Below are 17148 nucleotides of genomic sequence, written 5' to 3'. Positions count from 1 at the left end.
TGCTCCTCGAGTAGCCATCCACGAAGGCATGCACTCATGCGAGTGGAAGCCGCCCATACCCCCAGCACTCCGCATGGGATCCGATGGCCGTGCTACAATTCAATCCCCGTTGAAGTTCTCGCCTGAAGCCCCCGCTGGGTTCGACCCGGTCTAAAGAAAGAGCCTGAATGGATGCCATCGCCGTGGTGGGATTGGGTTGCGTCCTGCCGAACGCGCACCGCGTTTCCGATTTCTGGACCAGCATCTCCACCGGAAGGATTTCACTCGCGAAGGTGCCCGCCCGCGCGTGGGATCACTCACTCTACTTCAGCCCGGATCGCACGATGCCGGACCGGGCCCACGCGGACGTGGGTGGCTTCATCAACGACTTCGTCTTCGATTGGCGCAAGTACAAGGTGCCGCCAGCGGACGCGCAGAACGTGCACCCCCTGCAGTGGATGATTCTCGAGGCCGGCACCCAGGCGCTCTCCGAGGTGCGCGTGCTGCCGCGGGAGACCACCGGCATCCTGCTCGGGGCCACCAGCCTGGGATGGCAGCGCGACAGCGGCATGCACATCCGGCTGGAGGACATGCTGGACGCGGTGCGCACCACGGACGAGTTCCGCGCGCTGCCCCTCACCCGGCAGCAGGAGGTGCTGGAGATCACCGCCCAGCGGCTGCGCGCGCGCCTCAAGGAGTGCAGCGACGACAACGTGGTGGGCTCCTCGGCGAGCGTGGCCGTGGGGCGCATCAACATGCAGTTCGACCTCAAGGGGCTGCACTACTCGGTGGACGCGGGCTACTCCTCGGCGCTCGCGGCGCTGGACCTGGCGGTGCGCGGCCTGCGCGACGGCGAGTTCGACCTGGCGGTGGCCGGCGGCGTCAGCGAGATGCTCACGCCGCTGGAGTTCATCGCCTTCTCCAAGCTGGGAGGGCTGTCCTACAAGGGCCACGTCCGGCCCTTCTCGGATGACTCGGACGGCACGCTGCTGGGCGAGGGCGTGTCGCTCTTCGCCCTCAAGCGGCTGGAGGACGCGGAGCGGGATGGGGAGACCATCTACGCGGTGCTGCGGGGCATCGGCGGCTCCTCGGACGGGCGGGGCAAGTCGCTGGTGGCGCCCCGGCGCGAGGGCCAGGCGCTCGCCATGCGCCGCGCCATCGAGGACGCGGGGGTGGACCCCACGAGCGTGCAGTACGTGGAGTGCCACGCCACGGGCACCCAGGTGGGGGATGCCAGCGAGGTCCAGGCGCTCGCGAGCATCTACACCGGCGCCCCGGGCTCCATCGCGCTCGGCTCGGTGAAGGCCAACATCGGCCACCTGCGCGCGGGCGCGGGCGCCGCCGGTCTGCTCAAGGCGGTGCTGTCGCTGCACCACGGCCAGATTCCGCCGCAGCCGGGCGTGGAGCGCGTCAACCCGAAGCTGGAGCTGGAGCGCACGCCCTTCTTCGTGCCGCGCAAGGCGCAGCCGTTCCGTCCGGGCACCACGCCGCTCGCCTCCGTGAGCTCCTTCAGCTTCGGCGGCAACAACTACCACGCGGTGCTGGAGGCCTACCGGCCGGGCCATGGCCGCACGCCCCAGCCGCGCCGCCACCAGGCCGAGCCGCTGGCCATCATCGGCATGGGCGGCATGTTCCCGGGAGCCCCCAGCGTCGAGGCCCTGTGGAAGCGGCTGCTCGAGGGGTACGACGCCACGCGCGAGGTGCCCCCCGAGCGCTGGAAGGCCGAGCGCTACTCGCACCCGGATCGCAAGGATCGCACCTACACGAAGCTGGGCTGCTGGCTGGAGAACCTGCCCTCTCCCACGCTGGAGATGCGCATTCCCCCCGCGGCCTGGGCCTCGTTGGACCCGTCGCACGTGGTGACGCTGCTGAGCGCCGAGCAGGCCCTCAAGGACGCGGGCTACGCCGCGGACAAGTGGAACCGGGAGCGGGTGGCGCTCGCGCTCGGCTTCCTGCCCTACCAGGGCATCAAGTTCCTCGCGGACACGCGCGTGCGCTGGGCGGAGTTCGCCCGCGAGCTGCGCGAGACGCTGGAGAAGTCCGGCATGCCCGAGTGGATGCGCAACGTCATCCTCAAGGGCGCCGAGGAGCGCTACAAGGCGGGCCTGCCCCCCATCAGCGAGGACAGCCTCACCGGCTACCTGGGCAGCCTCAACGCCGGGCGCATCTCCTCGCTGTATGACTTCCACGGCCCGCATATGGTGATGGACTCGGCGTGCGCCAGCTCGCTCGCGGCGCTCCATGCCGCCGCGAAGCTGCTCAACCACCGCCAGGCGGACGTGGTGCTCACCGGCGGCGTGTGGGCGGACATGTCCCCCGAGTTCTTCATCGCCGGCTGCCGCTTCAACGCCCTGTCCTCCCGGGGCAGCTCGCCCTTCTCCGCCAACGCGGACGGCTTCGTGCCCGGCGAGGGCGCGGGAGTGCTCGTGCTCAAGCGGCTGTCGGACGCCGAGCGCGATGGCGACCGCATCCACTCCGTCATCCGCGCCATCGCCGGCTCCAGCGACGGCAAGGGCCGCTCGGTGCTGCCCCCGAGCGAGATGGGCGAGACGCTCGCCATGCGCCGCGCGCTCGCCGCCGCGAACGTGCCGCCCACCAGCGTGGACTACGTGGAGTGCCACGGCACCGGCACCGCGCTGGGCGACGTGGTGGAGACCAAGTCCACCCACAACGCCTATGGCGAGGGCCGCACCCGGCCCCTGCTCATCGGCTCGGTGAAGAGCAACATCGGCCACCTCAACGCCGCGGCGGGCGTGGCGGGGATGATCAAGGTCACGCGCGCCATGCAGGAGCACCTGCTGCCCCGCTCGCTCAAGAGCGAGCCGCGCAACCCGAAGATTCCCCAGGGCCTGGAAGTGGTGACCGAGCAGCGCGAGTGGCCCGTGCCCATGGGCGGGGGCCCCCGCCGCGCCGGGGTGAGTTCGTTCGGCGTGGGCGGTTCCAACTTCCACGCCATCCTCGAGGAGTATAAGGCCCCTTCACTGCGGACCGCCGGCAAGGAGCCGGAGCCGGGGAAGAAGGAGACGGCCAAGAAGGAGGCCGGGCCGGTGAAGGAAGCCGCGCCCATGAAGAAGGAGGAAGCGGCGGTGAAGAAGGAAGGCGAGCCGGTGAAGAAGGAGACGGAGCCCGCCGACGCGGAGCCCCGGCTCATCGCCGTGGCGGGAGCGGACGCGCGCGCGTGCCTGACGCAGTTGGACCGGCTGTGCGAGGCGACGGGCCCCCTGGAGGACACGCGCCGCGTGCCCGAGGGGCCCTACCGCGTGGCCGTCACGGCGCGCACCCGCGAGGAGCTGCGCAAGAAGCGCGACTTCCTGCGCAAGGCGGTGGAGACGGGCGGGGACATGGAGTTCCTCGGCCAGTCCGGCATCTTCGCGGCCGGGCCGGACGCTCCCCTGCGCGGCGCGCCGGTGGCCATCACCTTCCCGGGCCAGGGCGGCCAGTACGCCAACATGCTGCGCCCGCTCGCGCGCGCCTACCCGGTGGTGCAGAGCACCCTGGACGAGGCGGACCGCGTCTACCTGCACCTCACCGGACGCACGCTCACCTCGAGCTTCTACACCGAGGACGCCAAGGGCTACCGGCAGAACGACGAGGACATCCACGCGGCCGTCTTCCTCGTCAACGTGGCGCTCTACCGGCTGCTGCGCGCCCATGGCATCCGCGCGGACGTGCTCGTCGGCCAGAGCGCGGGGGAGCTGGCGGCGCTGGTGGCCGCGGGCACCCTCACCCTGGAAGAGGGCCTGCGCGCCATCCACTCGCGCACGGTGGCCGTGCTGGAAATGCCCACGGTGGACCCGGGCCAGATGGCGGCGCTCACCTGCGCCTCCGAGCAGGTGCCCGAGCTCATCGCGGGCCTGCCCGGCTACGCCACCCTCGCCGCGGACAACGGGCCGCGCGCCTGCATCGTGTCCGCGGATCGCGAGGCCCTGCCCGCCCTGGTGGAACGCTGCGCCGCGCGTGGCATCGAATGCACCGTGCTCGCGGTGTCCCACGGCTACCACTCGATGCTCATCGCGGGCGCGCGTCCCGCCTACCAGCGGGTGCTGGAGGGGTTCGTCTTCCGCGCGCCCACGGTGCGCCTGGTGTCCACCATCGACGCGGCGGAGTATGGCGGCCGGCCCGCGCGCGACTATCCGGCCTTCCTGACGAGCCAGTTCGTCGAGCCTGTCCGGTTGCGTCAGGCCCTCGCGGAAGCACACCGCCTGGGCGCTCGGATCTTCATCGAAGCCGGACCCAAGTGGTCTCTCACCCAGTTCACCCGGGAGATCCTCAAGGGTCAGTCCCATGGTGCCATCGCATCGATTCACCCCAAGGTAGGTGACATGGAACAGTTCAAGCGAGTCGTCGGATATTCGTACGTCAATGGCGTCGGGCAGCTCTCGGCGGACGCCGTGAACGGCGAAACCGTGGAGCAGGTGCTGCTCGGACTGCCCCTGGACGGGGTGCTCGAGCCCGCCACCGCGCTCAAGATCGCCATCGCCCTGGGCCGTGAGTTCGGCGTGGACGCCTCGGTGGCCCGGCCCGAGAACCTGGTCACGCTCGATGCGATCATCGCCCTGGTGGAGCAGCTGCGCACGGGCCAGAGCGCGGCCGGCCTCGCGGCCCCCGCTCCCCGGGAGGCTCCCGCCCCGGCCCCGGTGGCCGCGGCTGCCCCCGCCGCCCAGCCCGTCACGACGGTGCAGAAGTCCATCGCGCTGGAGGAAGAGGTCCGGCGCGTGCTGATGGACACCGTGGTGGCCAAGACGGGCTACCCCGAGGACATGCTGGAGATGGACCTCGATCTGGAGGCCGACCTCGGCATCGACACCGTCAAGCAGGTGGACATCTTCGCGCGCACCCGCGAGGCCTTCGGCGTCTCGCGCGACCCCAACCGCGCCCTGCGTGACTTCAACACCCTGCGCAAGGTCATCGAGCACATCGTCGAGCGCGTCCTCTCCTCGCAGGGTGGCGCCGCCGCGGCTCCGGCCCCCGCCAAGGCCGCCGCCCCCGCTCCCGCCGCCGCGGCTCCGGCCCCCGCCAGGGCCGCCGCTCCGGCTCCCGCTCCGGCCCCCGCCGCGCCCGCGCCCCTCGTCGCCAGCAGCGTCCCGTCGGTGCCCACCGCCCTGGCCGCCTCGCTGAACCTCTTCGAGCAGGTGCGCGAGGTGCTCATCCGCACCGTGGTGGCCAAGACGGGCTACCCCGAGGACATGCTGGAGATGGACCTCGACCTGGAGGCCGACCTCGGCATCGACACCGTCAAGCAGGTGGACATCTTCGCGCGCACCCGCGAGGCCTTCGGCGTCTCGCGCGACCCCAACCGCGCCCTGCGTGACTTCAACACCCTGCGCAAGGTCATCGAGCACATCGTCGAGCGCGCGCAGCACGCGAGCCCGCCAACCGCGGCGGCTCCCGCTCCGGCCGCGTCGGCCACGGCCGCGGCCGCGGCGGCGCTCGCCAAGGCCGCCGTGCCCGTCACCGAGGAGTCCTCGAAGCGCGCGGGTGGTGGGGGCGGTTCGCGCTCGGTGCGCGACGCGCTCTTCGCCCTGGACCTGCGGCAGGTGGGCGCCAAGCAGGACGAGCTGCACCGGCTGGGCGAGGCGCTGTCCTTGAAGGTGGGCGCCGCCGCGCCCGACATGGGCCAGGTGCGTACCTTCGGTGACCTCCTCCAACATTTCGCGAAGGACCGCTAGTCCGTGCAACCCGACACCTCACAATACCCCCTGCTCGAGGAAGTGGCCGAGGTCTTCCGCGGGGAGAGCGCGGTCGCCAAGCGCGACGTGCGCCTTCCCGTGGAGCTCGACGAGGAGACGCGCCCGCTGTCCGCGTCCCTGGAGTTGGAGTTCCTCGCCGAGGTGGGCGCGCTCGTGTACCCGGACCGGGTGCTGGTGGGCATGCGGGACGTGCGCTGGTTCCTGCGCGCCCCGGTGCCCGCGGCCGCCGCGCGGCTGGTGGGGCGAGCCCGCCGGGAGCAGGATGGTGAGGTCTCGGTCTTCCTGTCCCTGGAGCAGGAGAGCAGCGAGGAGCCCATCCCCGTCTGCCGTGCCATCCTCCAGTTCGGCCAGGCCTATGGGCCCGCCCCCTGGCCCCAGCAGCAACGGCAGCTCGCGCCCCGCACGGAGAACCTCCAGAACGGGCGGCAGCTCTACACGAGCGTGGGCGGCCAGGGCGACCGCGTCCCCGAGTCGCTCCAGGTCGTCTCCTGGGCCCGGCTGTGTGAGCTGGGCCGCATCCAGGGCGGGCTCATCCACCCCCGGACGCTCTCCAAGGTCCTCCCCGCCAGCCGCATCCAGGTGGCCCCCGCCGCGCTCGAGGGAGCGCTGCACCTGGTGAAGTGGCTCTGGTACGCCTTCTCCGGCGAGGGCTCGCGCGAGATGGCGATGACCGACGCCAACTGGTACCGCATGCCCCGGAGGGACGAGCGGCTGCTGTGCGACGCACGCCTGTGTGGCGCCGGCAGCGGCCTGGCCTCCTTCAACGCCCAGCTCCTCGGGCAGGATGGCATCCCCGTGCTCGAGTTGCGCGGCATCGGCATGGCCTCGCTGCCCTCCGAGGACACCTCCCCCACCCTGCCCCGCGTCACCTGGCAGTCCTTCGTCAAGCTCCTGACCCCGCGATGACCTCCTCCGCGAACATCCCCCTGGCCATCATCGGACTCGGCTGCCGACTGCCCGGCGCCGACACGCCCTCGCGCTTCATGAACCAGTCCCTCGAGGGGATGCGCGCCCTGACACAGGCCCCGGAGGACTGGAACGCCGGCCTGCCCGTGCGCCATCCGCTCCTGGGCGGCTTCGTCCCCGAGGAGGGCAAGGACTGGAAGCAGTTCAAGCTGCCGCCCGCCCACGTGGAGAAGATGCACCGCATGGAGCGCCTGCTGCACCTCACGCTCCTGCAGGCCACCCAGGACGCCGGCTATGGCCCCGACAAGAGCCCGGGCAGCCGCTGCGCCATCTTCCTGGGCTCCACCGGCCTGGGCGTGGACCTGAAGAGCGATCAGGCCCTGCGCCTGCGCGCCCCCGAGCTGCGCGATCACCTCGCCCCGCTGCTGGCGCACAGGCCCGACGGCGCCCGGTTGCTGGCGGCCGTGGAGCGGCACGTGGAGCAGCACGCCCCGCCCATCATCACCGAGACGGTGCCCATGACGGCCACCATGGTGGCCAACCGGCTGTCCACCCTGCTCGACACGCGCGGCGGACACCTCGCGGTCGACGCGGGCACGGCCTCGTCGCTCGCGGCGCTGCGGCTCGCCTCGCTCTCGCTCTCGCATGGCCAGTGCGACGTGGCGGTGGTGGGCGCGGTGGCGCCACTGCTCAGCCCCTCCTCTTTCGCCCTGCTGGCCGCGCGCGGCTGGTTGGCGGAGCGCGAGCTGCTCGCGCTCGATGGACGCTCCGCGGGCACGCTGCCCGGCGAGGGCGCCGTGGCGCTCGTGTTGTGCCGGCTCGATGACGCGCTGGCGGACAAGCAGCGCATCTACGCCGTGCTCCATGGCGTCAGCGCCGAGGTGAACCTCAAGCAGGGCCTGTCGCGCCTGTCGCGCATGGTGGATCGCGCCGCGCGCGCCTGCCTGGACATGAGTGGAGTGGAGGCCGAGCAGGTGCGGCACGTGGAGCTGCAGGCCTGCGGCGTACCGGGCCTGGAGGACCAGGAGCTGCTCGGGCTCAAGGCGGCGCTCTCCGCGACGCGCTCCGAGCCCCTGACGTTCTCCACCGCGACGCCCCAGGTGGGCTTCCAGCAGGCGGCCAGCGGGCTCGTGTCGGTGATGCGCGCGGCGCTGTCGCTGCACGGCAACGTGCGTGCTCCCGTGGCCGGACTCACCTCGCCCCGGCAGGGCGCGGACGCGCTGCTGCAGTGCCTCACCCGCCCGGAGCCGCTGCCGCCGCGCGCCTACGTGGGGGTGAGCAGCCTGGGCTGGAGCAACATGGCCTATCACGCGCTGCTCGGGCCCGCGCCCACCCGCGAAGCGTGGACGGACATCCGCCCCGTGCGCCCGGCCGTGCAGAAGTTCGCCATCGTCGGCATGGGGGCGCTGGCCCCGGGCGCGCCGGATGCCCAGGCGCTGTGGACGAACACGGTGTCCAAGGCGGACGCCATCGGCGACCTGCCGCCCTCGCGCTTCGACGTCAACCGCACGCTGGGCGCCCTCCTGGCCAAGAACGAGGTGGTGCCCCGGCTGGCCGGCACGGTGGAGATTCCGACCGCCGAGCCACGCTGGCTCAAGCTGCCTCCGGCGCAGGCCGCGGCCCTGGATCCCTCCGTGCCCATCTTCGTCAAGGCGGCGGAGGAGGCGCTCGGCCAGGCGGGCCACGAGCCCGGCGCGTGGAATGGCAAGCGCGTGCAGGTGGTGGTGGGCCAGTTGCCCGTGCGCTACAAGGAGTTCGAGATCGAGGTGCGCTTCGTGGGCGAGCGCTACCTCAAGCTGGCGGCGCAGGCCCTGCGCGCCGAGGGCCTCACCGACGCCCAGGTGGCCCCCCTCATCGAGGCCGCGCGCGCGAACCTCGTCTCCAAGCTGCCCCCGCTGGATGAGAACACGTCCCAGTACTACTCGGGCATCGCCTGCGCGGCGCGGCTGGCCGCCCTGCATGACTTCAATGGCGGGGTGATGGCGGTGGACGCCGCGTGCGCCAGCTCTCCCGCGGCGCTGCACGCGGGCATGCTCGCGCTGAGCAACCGCGACGTCGACATCGTGGTGGCCGGTGGCGTGGCCTTCAACCTGGTGCCCGAGTACGCCGCCGCCCTGGCCGCGCTCGGCATCCTCTCGCCACGAGGCACCTTCCCCTTCGACGATCGCGCCGACGGCTTCGTGCCGGCCGAGGGCGCGGGCGCGGTGGTCATCAAGCGCCTGGAGGACGCGGAGGCGCAGAGGGACCGGATCATCGCCGTCATCTCCGGCATCGGCTTCTCCAGTGACGGACGGGGCACCAGCGTGTTCGCGCCCAACCCCAAGGGACAGGCGCGCGCGGTGGAGCGCGCCCTGGAGGACGCGAAGATCCACCCGGATCAGATGGGCCTGCTGGAGGCGCACGGCACGGGCACGCGCATCGGGGACAGCGCGGAGGCCACCGCCTATGGCGAGGCCTTCCAGTCGCGCGGGCGCGACAATCCCGTGCCCATGGGCACGCTCAAGTCGCAGATCGGCCACACCTCGTCGGCCAGCGGCATGCTCGCCCTCATCAAGACGGCCTTCGCGGTGAGCGAGGCGTACCTGCCGCCCATGAACGGCGGCGAGTTCCCGAAGCAGGAGATTCCCTTCGACAAGCTGCCCATCGCCCTGTCGCTCGAGGGCCGTCCGTGGCCGGCGCCCCGGGAGGGCAAGCGCTACGCGGGGGTGAGCTCGTTCGGCGCGGGCGGCACCAACTACCACGTCATCCTCGAGGAGCACGGCAACGTCCACCGCAAGCCCCAGACGGTGGACCCGCAGAGCCTCACATCAGGCCATCCCCTGCCCAGCCGCGGCCTGTCCGCGCAGCGCTGGAGCGTGGACCTGGTGCCGCTGGCGCTCTCGTCGGAGAAGCGCTACCCGCTCGCGGGCCGCAAGCTGCTGTTGCTCGGGGACGAGCCGGGCCTCGTCGCCGCCTTCAGCCGCCTCCTGGTGGGCAAGGGCGTGCGCCTGGCCACGGTGCAGGTGTCGGGCCTCACCGACGCGCTGGAGGTGGAGCGCCGCGTGCGCATGGCCAGCGCGGAGCTGGGAGGAGCCGACGGCGTCATCGACCTGGGCGCCTTCGGTCCGGTGGAGTACTTCCTCACGCTGGGCAGCGCCCGCTTCGCGCGCCGCATGGCGGAGACGACGGCGCGCTGGCACGGCACCGGCCGCGCGCTCTACGAGCGGATGCGCGACGCCAAGGGGCGCAACGCCTGCTACGTGGCCGTCACCACCATGGGCGGTGACTTCGGCTTCGTGGGAGATGGCGGCAACGTGATGGGCGGCGCGCTCGCGGGCTTCCTCAAGGGGCTCAAGCAGGAGCTGCCCTCCACGGTCGTCAAGACGATCGACTTCGAGCCCCGCGTGTCGCACTGGGTGGTGGCGGAGACGGTGGCGCGCGAGCTGGAGGAAGGCAGCGACCGCACGGAGATCGGCTACCTGGCGGGCCGCCGCTTCGTGGTGGGGCTGCGCCGCTCGGACTTCTCCCTGGAAGACAACACGGTGCTGCGCCGGGTGGACCCGAGCTGGGTGCTGCTCTTCTCCGGAGGCGGGCGCGGCGCCGTCTTCGAGGTGGCCAAGGCGGTGGCGAGACTCGGCCCCAAGGTGATCGTCACCGGACGCACCCCCGCGCCCACCGGAGACGAGCCCTACCTCGCGCTGGACGACAAGGACTTCGAGAACTACCGCAAGGAGGAGATGGTGCGCCGCAAGAAGGCGGACCCGTCCCTCACGGTGGTGCGCTTCAACGAAATGTTCGAGTCCTACGTCCGGGCGCGCGAGCTGTGGCGCAACCTCCAGGAGGTGTACGCCCAGGGCCTGTCCATCGAGTACGAGACGTGCGACGTGCGCAACGCCACGGACGTGCGGGCCATGGTGGACCGGGTGCGCGAGTACCACGGCCACATCGACGGCATCGTCCACGGCGCCATGGTGGAGTCCTCCAAGAGCCTGCCCGACAAGACGCCCGCCATCGTCGCCTCCACCATGGAGGTGAAGGTGCTCGGCCTCATCAACCTGCTGGAGGCCACGCGGCGCGATGACCTGAAGCTCATGATGTGCTTCGGCTCGGGCGCGGGCCGCTTCGGCAACAAGGGCCAGACGGACTACAGCGCCGCCAACGACTTGATGAGCAAGTGCGCCATGGCGTACGCGCACCGGGCCCGGCCCCACATGCGCTGCGTCACCATCGACTGGACGGCGTGGGAAGGCGTGGGCGCCGCGGCGCGGCAGATGGACGTGGTGCAGAACACCGGCGTGTCCTTCATCACCCCGGCGGAGGGCGCCTACTGGTTCATCAACGAGCTGATGCTCGGCCGCTCCGAGCGCGAGGTGGCCATCTTCGACGAGCGGCTCTTCCGCGAGTGGCCCTTCCTGGGCGCCTCCGCGGACGGCCCGGACGCGCGCACCGTGTACGACGACCGCGGCTTCCTGCTCGTGCGCTCGGACTACCCGATGCTCGACTGCGTGGAGCGCCATGACTCCGAGGGCCTCATCGCCACGCGCACGTTCGACCTGAGGACGGATCCGTTCGTGCTCCAGCACCAGCTCGACTCGGTGCCCATCATGCCCGGCACCTTCGGCTTCGAGATGCTCGGCGAGACGGCCTCCCTCTTCCGCCCGGACCTGACCGTGCTGCGCGCGGAGAACCTGCGCATCGAGACGCCGCTCAAGTTCTTCAAGGCCCCGCTCACCGGCGAGCGCGCCAAGGGCAAGCCCGTCCACGTCACCCTCACCGCCAAGGTGCTCAAGCGCCAGGGCGACGAGGTGACGCTCTACGTGGAGTCCAGCAGTGATCTGGCGCTAGGCGGGCGCTCCGAGCAGACCCAGCGGCGCATCCACCAGCAGGGCATCTTCGTGCTCGGACCGCAGCCGCCCGTGGAGACCGGCCAGGGCAAGCTGCCCGAGGCGCTTCCCGGCGCGCGCGCCCGCTCCATCTTCCACCTGGCCAAGGAGCCCTTGTACCTGGGTCCGCTCTTTTGCCGCGCCGAGTGGGTCTACGTGGGCGAGCGCGAGGTGGAGGGCATCATCCGCGCGCCCCGGCAGCGGGAGATCTTCACGCACGTGGCACGGCCGCGCTTCCAGTTGGATCCGCTCCTGCTCGACGCCGCCTTCCAGGTGGCGGCCAACTGGGACGGACACCACAACAACCTCGTGTCGGTGCCCATGGGCGTGGATCACCTGGTGCGCGGACGCCAGCGGCGGCTCGGCGAGTCGGGCCACGTCAAGGCGCGGATGATGCGGGTGGAGGGCGAGGACGTCATCTACGACTTCGAGGTGCGGGGCGAGGACGGCGCGCTGCTCCTGGGTGGCAGCGGGCTGTGGTTCCGGCGGCTGCAGCGGGGTGAGCGGCGGAGTGACGACAGCTGAGCGGCTCCAGCTCCCCGGCGGACGGGAGCTCTTCCTGGGCTGGGCCGAGGTGGGGGCGGAGGACGACGCCACCCTCTCTGGCCTGGAGCGCGAGGGGCTCGCCCGGTGCCGCACGGCCAAGCGGCGGCGGGAGTTCGTCGCGGGCCGGCTCGCCGCGCACCGTGCCCTCGAGCGCCTGGAGCCCGGCGCCCGGGCGGAGGTGACAGCGCGCACCGAAGGGCTGGACGCCGGCCGCCCGGTGCTCGTGCCCGAGCGGGGACTCGCGCTGTCCATCTCCCACTCCACGGGACTGGCGGTGGCGGCGCTCGCACGCGGCGGCGCGCTGGGCGTGGACCTAGAAGAGCGGGTGGAGGCGGGCGAGGCCTTCCTCGAGGAGGCCTTCGCTCCGGGTGAGCGCGCGGGCTACGCCGCCGTCTGCGGAGCGTGGGTGGACGCCACCACCGCCGCCTGGGCGATGAAGGAAGCGGTGCTCAAGGTGTGGGGCGTGGGGCTGCGCGCCCCCCTGCAGAAGGTGGCGGTGCGCCCCGTGCTGCTCCACGCGCACGCGGGGCTGCTGGCCCTGCGGGTGAAGCTCGACACGTGGGAGTTGCCCCCGGGGCTCGGCGAGCCCCCGTCCGTCCTGGACGCGCTGCTGCTCACGGACGGCACGGGGCGGGTCCTGGCGGCCGCCGGCTGACGGCCACCAGGGGTGCTCGGGCCCGCTAGGCGCGCTCGCCCCGCTCCGCCCGCTCGGCCGAGGAGACCTCCTCGGCGGTCAGGGCGGTCTGGAAGTCGTACTCCTCGACGAAGGACGTCACGCGCGAGGCCACGATGCGCATGTGGTCCGCGGCCTCGTCGCTCGTGCGCAGACTCGTCATCGTCTGATCCATGATCTTCGTGAGGTCATTCACCGCCTGGAAGATCTGCCCGATGCCCTGGTTCTGCTGGGTGACGGCCGCGGAGATCTGCCGCACGGAGTTCACGTTGTCGCGCACGATGCCCGACAGCTGCTTGATGTTGTCGCCGAAGGAGCGCAGCTGCTGCACGCTGCCCTGCACCTTGCCCGAGCCGCTCTCCGTCATGTCCGCCGTGGTGCGGATGGACTCGCTCAAGTCCTGCAGGATGTTCTGCACGTTGTAGGTGGCCTTGACGGACTGGTCCGCCAGGCTGCGGATCTCCCGCGCCACCACGCTGAAGCCCTTGCCGTGCTCGCCCGAGCGCACCGCCTCGATGGCGGCGTTGAGCGCCAGCATGGTGGAGCGGTCCGCCAGGCTCTTCACCGTGGTGGTGATGTTGGCGATCTGCTGCGCGCGCTCATCCAGCGAGCGGATGCTCTGCGCCATCTGGATCACCTGCTGCTGGATTTCATGCATGCCCGCGAGGCTCTGCTCGAGCGCCGCCTCGCCCGCGCGGCCGATCTGATCCGCGCGCTCGGCCTGCTGCAACACGTCCTCCGCCTTCTGGGCGGCGACCATCGACGTCTGGCGGATCTCCTGGGCGGTGACCTGGGTCTCCTGCAGCGCCGCGGCCTGGATGGAGAGCGCCTCGGTCTGCTCCTTGTGCGAGCTGTTGAGCCGTCCGGCCGAGTCGCCCAGCGTCTGCGCCGAGTCGCTGAGCGACGAGGAGAAGGTGCGCAAGCGCTCGAACGCGGAGGCGGTGGCCATGGACAGATCTCCCACCTCGTCGGTGGAGACCCAGAAGGGCAGCATCGGCTTGCCCGAGGCGATGGAGCCGATGGACTTCTGCACGGCGCCCGAGCCCGCGCTCTGGTGGCGCGCGATCTCCCAGGCGCACCACGCCGCGGAGAAGGTCATGAAGCCACCGACGCCCACGATGGGAATGATGAGCGAGTCCAGGATGCCGGCCACCTGCGTCTGCACGAACGAGAGGAGCGTCGGAGCGATATTCGCCAGCTCCGCGAACATCTTGTCGTAACCACTGGCGCTCTGCTTCGTGATGATCATCCCCGTCACCGTCAGCGTGGCGAACACGAAGATGGCGAAGCAGTAGGGCAGGAACCAGCTCTGCTTGGGCCACAGAAAGCCGCGCTCGTCGTCGATGCGCAGCTGCGGGTACTTGTGCAGCTCCTCGATGGCATGGGGCCGCAGCACGCGCTCCATGCGCAGCGCCATGCGGATGCCGACGACCATCGCCAGCAGGCCGAAGGCGAGCATCGACTGGGGGATGATCCACGGATTCAGGCCGTACTTCACCACGGGCCAGGTGGCCCACGTGATACAGGAGCCCTGGTAGGCCAGCATCACGCCGATCTCGATCTTGCGCGGGGCCTTGAGGATGCGCCGCAACCGGTCACCCGGCAGATCCTCGGGCCGCGGAGTCACGGCCTTCGTCACGATCGCGCGGATCAAGAAGAACGTGATGACGTTGCCGAAAATGGGCGTGTTGCACGTCGCGTTGATGAGGAAGACCTTCAGGGCGAGGGAGGACTCCAGCCCCATCACCAACGTGAGCAGGTAGGCCACCGGCACCAGCGCGGTCAACATCGCGAACTGCTGCTCCAGGTAGCAACGCCAGACCAGACGCTTCAACTCAGGCTTGTTCATCGCCGTTTCATCCTAGCACCCTTTTTTCCCGCGCCGCTGTTTCACGCCTCGGATCATCCCGCGCGGGGAAGATCCCGGCTTCCTCGGGCGGAGGGCAGGAGAGGAGCCTGTGAGGTCCCCCCCTCCCGACCCGATTCCACAGGACGGGTCACGCCCGGCGGCCGGGCGCCGCGAGGCTCCCGGGAGGCCTACTTCATGAGGTAGCCGCCGTTGACCCCCAGCGTCTGCCCGGTCACCCATCGGGCGTCCTCGGAGGCGAGGAACGCGACCGAGCCGCCGATGTCCTCGGGGCGGCCCACCTTGTCCAGCAACGTCTGCGACGTGATGGTGCGCCGGACCTTGAGGGGCACGTCGCTCACCATGTCCGTGGCCACCAGGCCGATGATGAGCGCGTTGACCGTGATGCCCCGCGGGGCGAGCTCGATCGCCGCGGTGCGGGTGAGCGACTCGGCCGCGGCCTTGGTGGCCGCGTACATGCCGTCCCAGGCGATGTTCTTGTGGGCGCTCACGGACGAGAAGTTGATGATGCGCCCCCGGTCCGACATGTGGCGCCCCGCCAGGCGGCAGCCCACGATGAGCCCCCAGATGTTGACCTCCACGAGCCGCTGGAAGAGCGCCCGGTCGAGGGTGTCCAGGGACGCCGGCTCCTGCGCCGCCGCGTTGTTGACCAGGATGTCCACCTGCCCGAAGCGCTGGAGGGTCGTGTCGAAGAGCGCCTGCATCTGCGCCTCGTCCGCCACGTCCGCGCGGAAGGAGAAGGCCTGCCCCCCCGCGGCCTGGATGGAGCGCACCACCTCCTCGGCCGCCTCCGCGCTCCGGGCGTAGTTGACCACGACCCTGGCGCCCTCGGCCGCCAGCCGCCGTGCGACCGCGGCCCCGATGCCGCGGGCGCTTCCCGTGACGATGGCCACCTTCTGATCGAGCCTGGGCATGCGCGTGATTTCCTCGTGATGTGGATATTTCCGCGAAGGCTATCCCGTGCCACTGGCGAGCGCAGCCATCCACACACCGGCAGCGAACCGTCCTTCACCCGGGTGGAGAGGAGCCACGCGAGCCATCCGAGTACCCTCCTGGATTCTCATATATCGTCTGGCCCCGGACGGTCCGGCGAGTCGACCATCGACAAGGGGGAAGTAGATGAAGCCCAGCACTCACAGGTTCGGACAGGCGGTGATCATCGGAGGCAGCATCGCGGGGCTGTTGAGCGCCCGGGTGCTGGCGGATCACTTCGACAAGGTGCTTGTCCTGGAGCGCGAGCCGTTTCCCGACGGGCCCGAGGCGCGCAAGAGCACGCCCCAGGGGCGCCACATCCACGCGGTACTGGAGGCCGGGCTCAAGGTCATGGAGGGACTGTTCCCCGGTCTGCGGCGGGAGCTGGAGGCGGGGGGCGTCGAGTACATCGACATGGCCCGGGACGCCGCCTGGCTCCAGTCGGGAAGCTGGAAGGCGCGCTATGAGGGAGACATCGAGACCGTGCTCGTGTCGCGGCCCTTCCTCGAGTGGAAGATCCGCGGCCGCGTCGCCGCGCTGCCCAACGTGGAGCTGCGCACGGGCTACGCCGTCGAGGAGCTGGTGTTGGACGCCTCGCGCACCCGCGCCGTGGGCGTGAAGGTGAAGGGCCCGGAGGGAGAGCAGGAGATTGCGGGCGCGCTCATCGTGGACGCCAGCGGACGGGGCTCCCGGGCGCCGCAGTGGTTGGAGGCGCTGGGCTTCGGCCAGGTGGAGCAGGAGCAGGTGCGCATCGACCTGGGCTACACGAGCCGCCTCTACGAGCGCCCTCCGGGCTTCGACGCGTGGAAGATCCTCGTGCTCAATGGCAAGGCGCCCGAGAGCCAGCGCTCGGGCTTCATCTCCAACGTGGAGGGAGGGCGGTGGATCGTCAGCCTCAATGGCTACTTCGGCGACCACGCGCCCACGGATGACGCGGGCTTCCTGGAGTTCGCGCGCGGCCTGCCCACGCCCGCCATCTACGAGTACATCCGCGACGCCAAGCCACTCACCGCCCCGGTGGTGCACAAGATTCCCTCGAGCCGGTGGCTGCATTACGAGCGGCTGGCCCGGCGGCCCGAGGGCTTCGTGCTGCTGGGGGACGCGGTGTGCGCCCTCAATCCCGTCTTCGGGCAGGGCATGACGGTGGGCGCCCTGGGCGCGAAGTTCCTCGGCGAGTGCATCGCCCAGGCGAGGGTCTCGCCGGAGGGCCTGCCCCTGGAGGTGGCGCGGCCCTTCCAGAAGAAGCTCGCCGGGCTCATCGGGCTGTGCTGGACGCTCACCACCACCATGGACCTGGCCCACCCCCAGGCCGAGGGCAAGCGCCCCTTCGGCTTGAAGTTCCTGCAGTGGTCCTTCCAGAACATGATCGACCTGACGTCGGAGAACGTCTCGTCGTGCCGGACCTTCTACGAGGCGCTCCACCTGCGCAAGGGCATCCTGGGGCTGCTCCAGCCCGGCTTCCTCGCGGCGCTGGTGGTGTACAACCTCAAGAGCTTCTTCGTGCCGAGGCATAAGCGGGCCAACCTGGACCAGATGCCGGCCCGGCCCAGCCACAGCCCGTCCCCGGGCATGAAGCGGGTGGACGCCGCCGCCTGAGCCCCTGGGGCACCCAGTCATTTGGAGGAGCCGGGAGGCGGTTGTAGAACCCTCCCC

General features: G+C 71.0%; 7 protein-coding genes. 5 read left to right on the top strand and 2 right to left on the bottom strand.

All coding sequences use genetic code 11. The features are described from left to right. The first annotated feature begins 167 nt into the window (after positions 1 to 167). The 4 genes from F0U63_RS08720 to F0U63_RS08705 are packed head-to-tail and all read left to right on the top strand — an operon-like array spanning position 168 to position 12638. On the top strand, positions 168 to 5648 hold the full coding sequence (locus F0U63_RS08720; RefSeq protein ID WP_395845423.1) for a beta-ketoacyl synthase N-terminal-like domain-containing protein: 5481 nt from the start codon (positions 168 to 170) through the stop codon (positions 5646 to 5648). A gap of 3 nt (positions 5649 to 5651) precedes the next feature. Beyond that, a complete protein-coding gene (locus F0U63_RS08715; RefSeq protein WP_395845422.1) occupies positions 5652 to 6575 on the top strand; it encodes a hypothetical protein in 924 nt (307 codons plus the stop codon). After that, positions 6572 to 11962: an SDR family NAD(P)-dependent oxidoreductase gene (locus F0U63_RS08710; RefSeq protein ID WP_395845421.1), complete on the top strand. Its 5391-nt coding sequence runs from the start codon at positions 6572 to 6574 to the stop codon at positions 11960 to 11962. The genes F0U63_RS08715 and F0U63_RS08710 overlap by 4 nt, the downstream gene beginning before the upstream one ends. Then, positions 11949 to 12638, top strand: coding sequence for a 4'-phosphopantetheinyl transferase family protein (locus F0U63_RS08705; protein ID WP_395845420.1), 690 nt, complete (start codon positions 11949 to 11951; stop codon positions 12636 to 12638). Before F0U63_RS08710 ends, F0U63_RS08705 begins: the two co-directional genes overlap by 14 nt. A 25-nt stretch (positions 12639 to 12663) precedes the next feature. On the opposite strand, the gene F0U63_RS08700 is transcribed toward F0U63_RS08705, so the two are convergent. Both F0U63_RS08700 and F0U63_RS08695 read right to left on the bottom strand, forming a co-directional pair. Beyond that, entirely contained in the window at positions 12664 to 14505 is a 1842-nt protein-coding gene (locus F0U63_RS08700) for a methyl-accepting chemotaxis protein (protein WP_395845419.1), read from the bottom strand. Between the two features lie 188 nt (positions 14506 to 14693). Then, complete coding sequence (locus F0U63_RS08695) at positions 14694 to 15437, bottom strand: SDR family NAD(P)-dependent oxidoreductase (protein ID WP_395845418.1); 744 nt, start codon at positions 15435 to 15437, stop codon at positions 14694 to 14696. Positions 15438 to 15642: 205 nt separating this feature from the next. Here F0U63_RS08695 and F0U63_RS08690 point away from each other — a divergent pair, with 205 nt between their 5' ends. Beyond that, positions 15643 to 17091 carry an FAD-dependent oxidoreductase gene (locus tag F0U63_RS08690; protein WP_395845417.1) on the top strand — a complete coding sequence of 483 codons (1449 nt, stop codon included), beginning with the start codon at positions 15643 to 15645 and terminating at the stop codon, positions 17089 to 17091. Positions 17092 to 17148: the final 57 nt, after the last annotated feature.

Origin of the sequence: Cystobacter fuscus, assembly GCF_044360685.1 — a bacterium.
In the GTDB taxonomy this organism is placed as follows: domain Bacteria; phylum Myxococcota; class Myxococcia; order Myxococcales; family Myxococcaceae; genus Cystobacter; species Cystobacter fuscus_C.
The sequence above is the reverse complement of the archived record's forward strand: the minus strand, read 5'-3'. Positions and strand labels throughout refer to the sequence as shown.

Excerpts from the sequence above, each read along its gene's own strand:
- F0U63_RS08720 (WP_395845423.1), top strand. The coding sequence starts at position 168 with ATGGATGCCATCGCCGTGGTGGGATTGGGTTGCGTCCTGCCGAACGCG.
- F0U63_RS08710 (WP_395845421.1), top strand. The coding sequence starts at position 6,572 with ATGACCTCCTCCGCGAACATCCCCCTGGCCATCATCGGACTCGGCTGC.
- F0U63_RS08700 (WP_395845419.1), bottom strand. The coding sequence starts at position 14,505 with ATGAACAAGCCTGAGTTGAAGCGTCTGGTCTGGCGTTGCTACCTGGAG.
- F0U63_RS08695 (WP_395845418.1), bottom strand. The coding sequence starts at position 15,437 with ATGCCCAGGCTCGATCAGAAGGTGGCCATCGTCACGGGAAGCGCCCGC.
- F0U63_RS08690 (WP_395845417.1), top strand. The coding sequence starts at position 15,643 with ATGAAGCCCAGCACTCACAGGTTCGGACAGGCGGTGATCATCGGAGGC.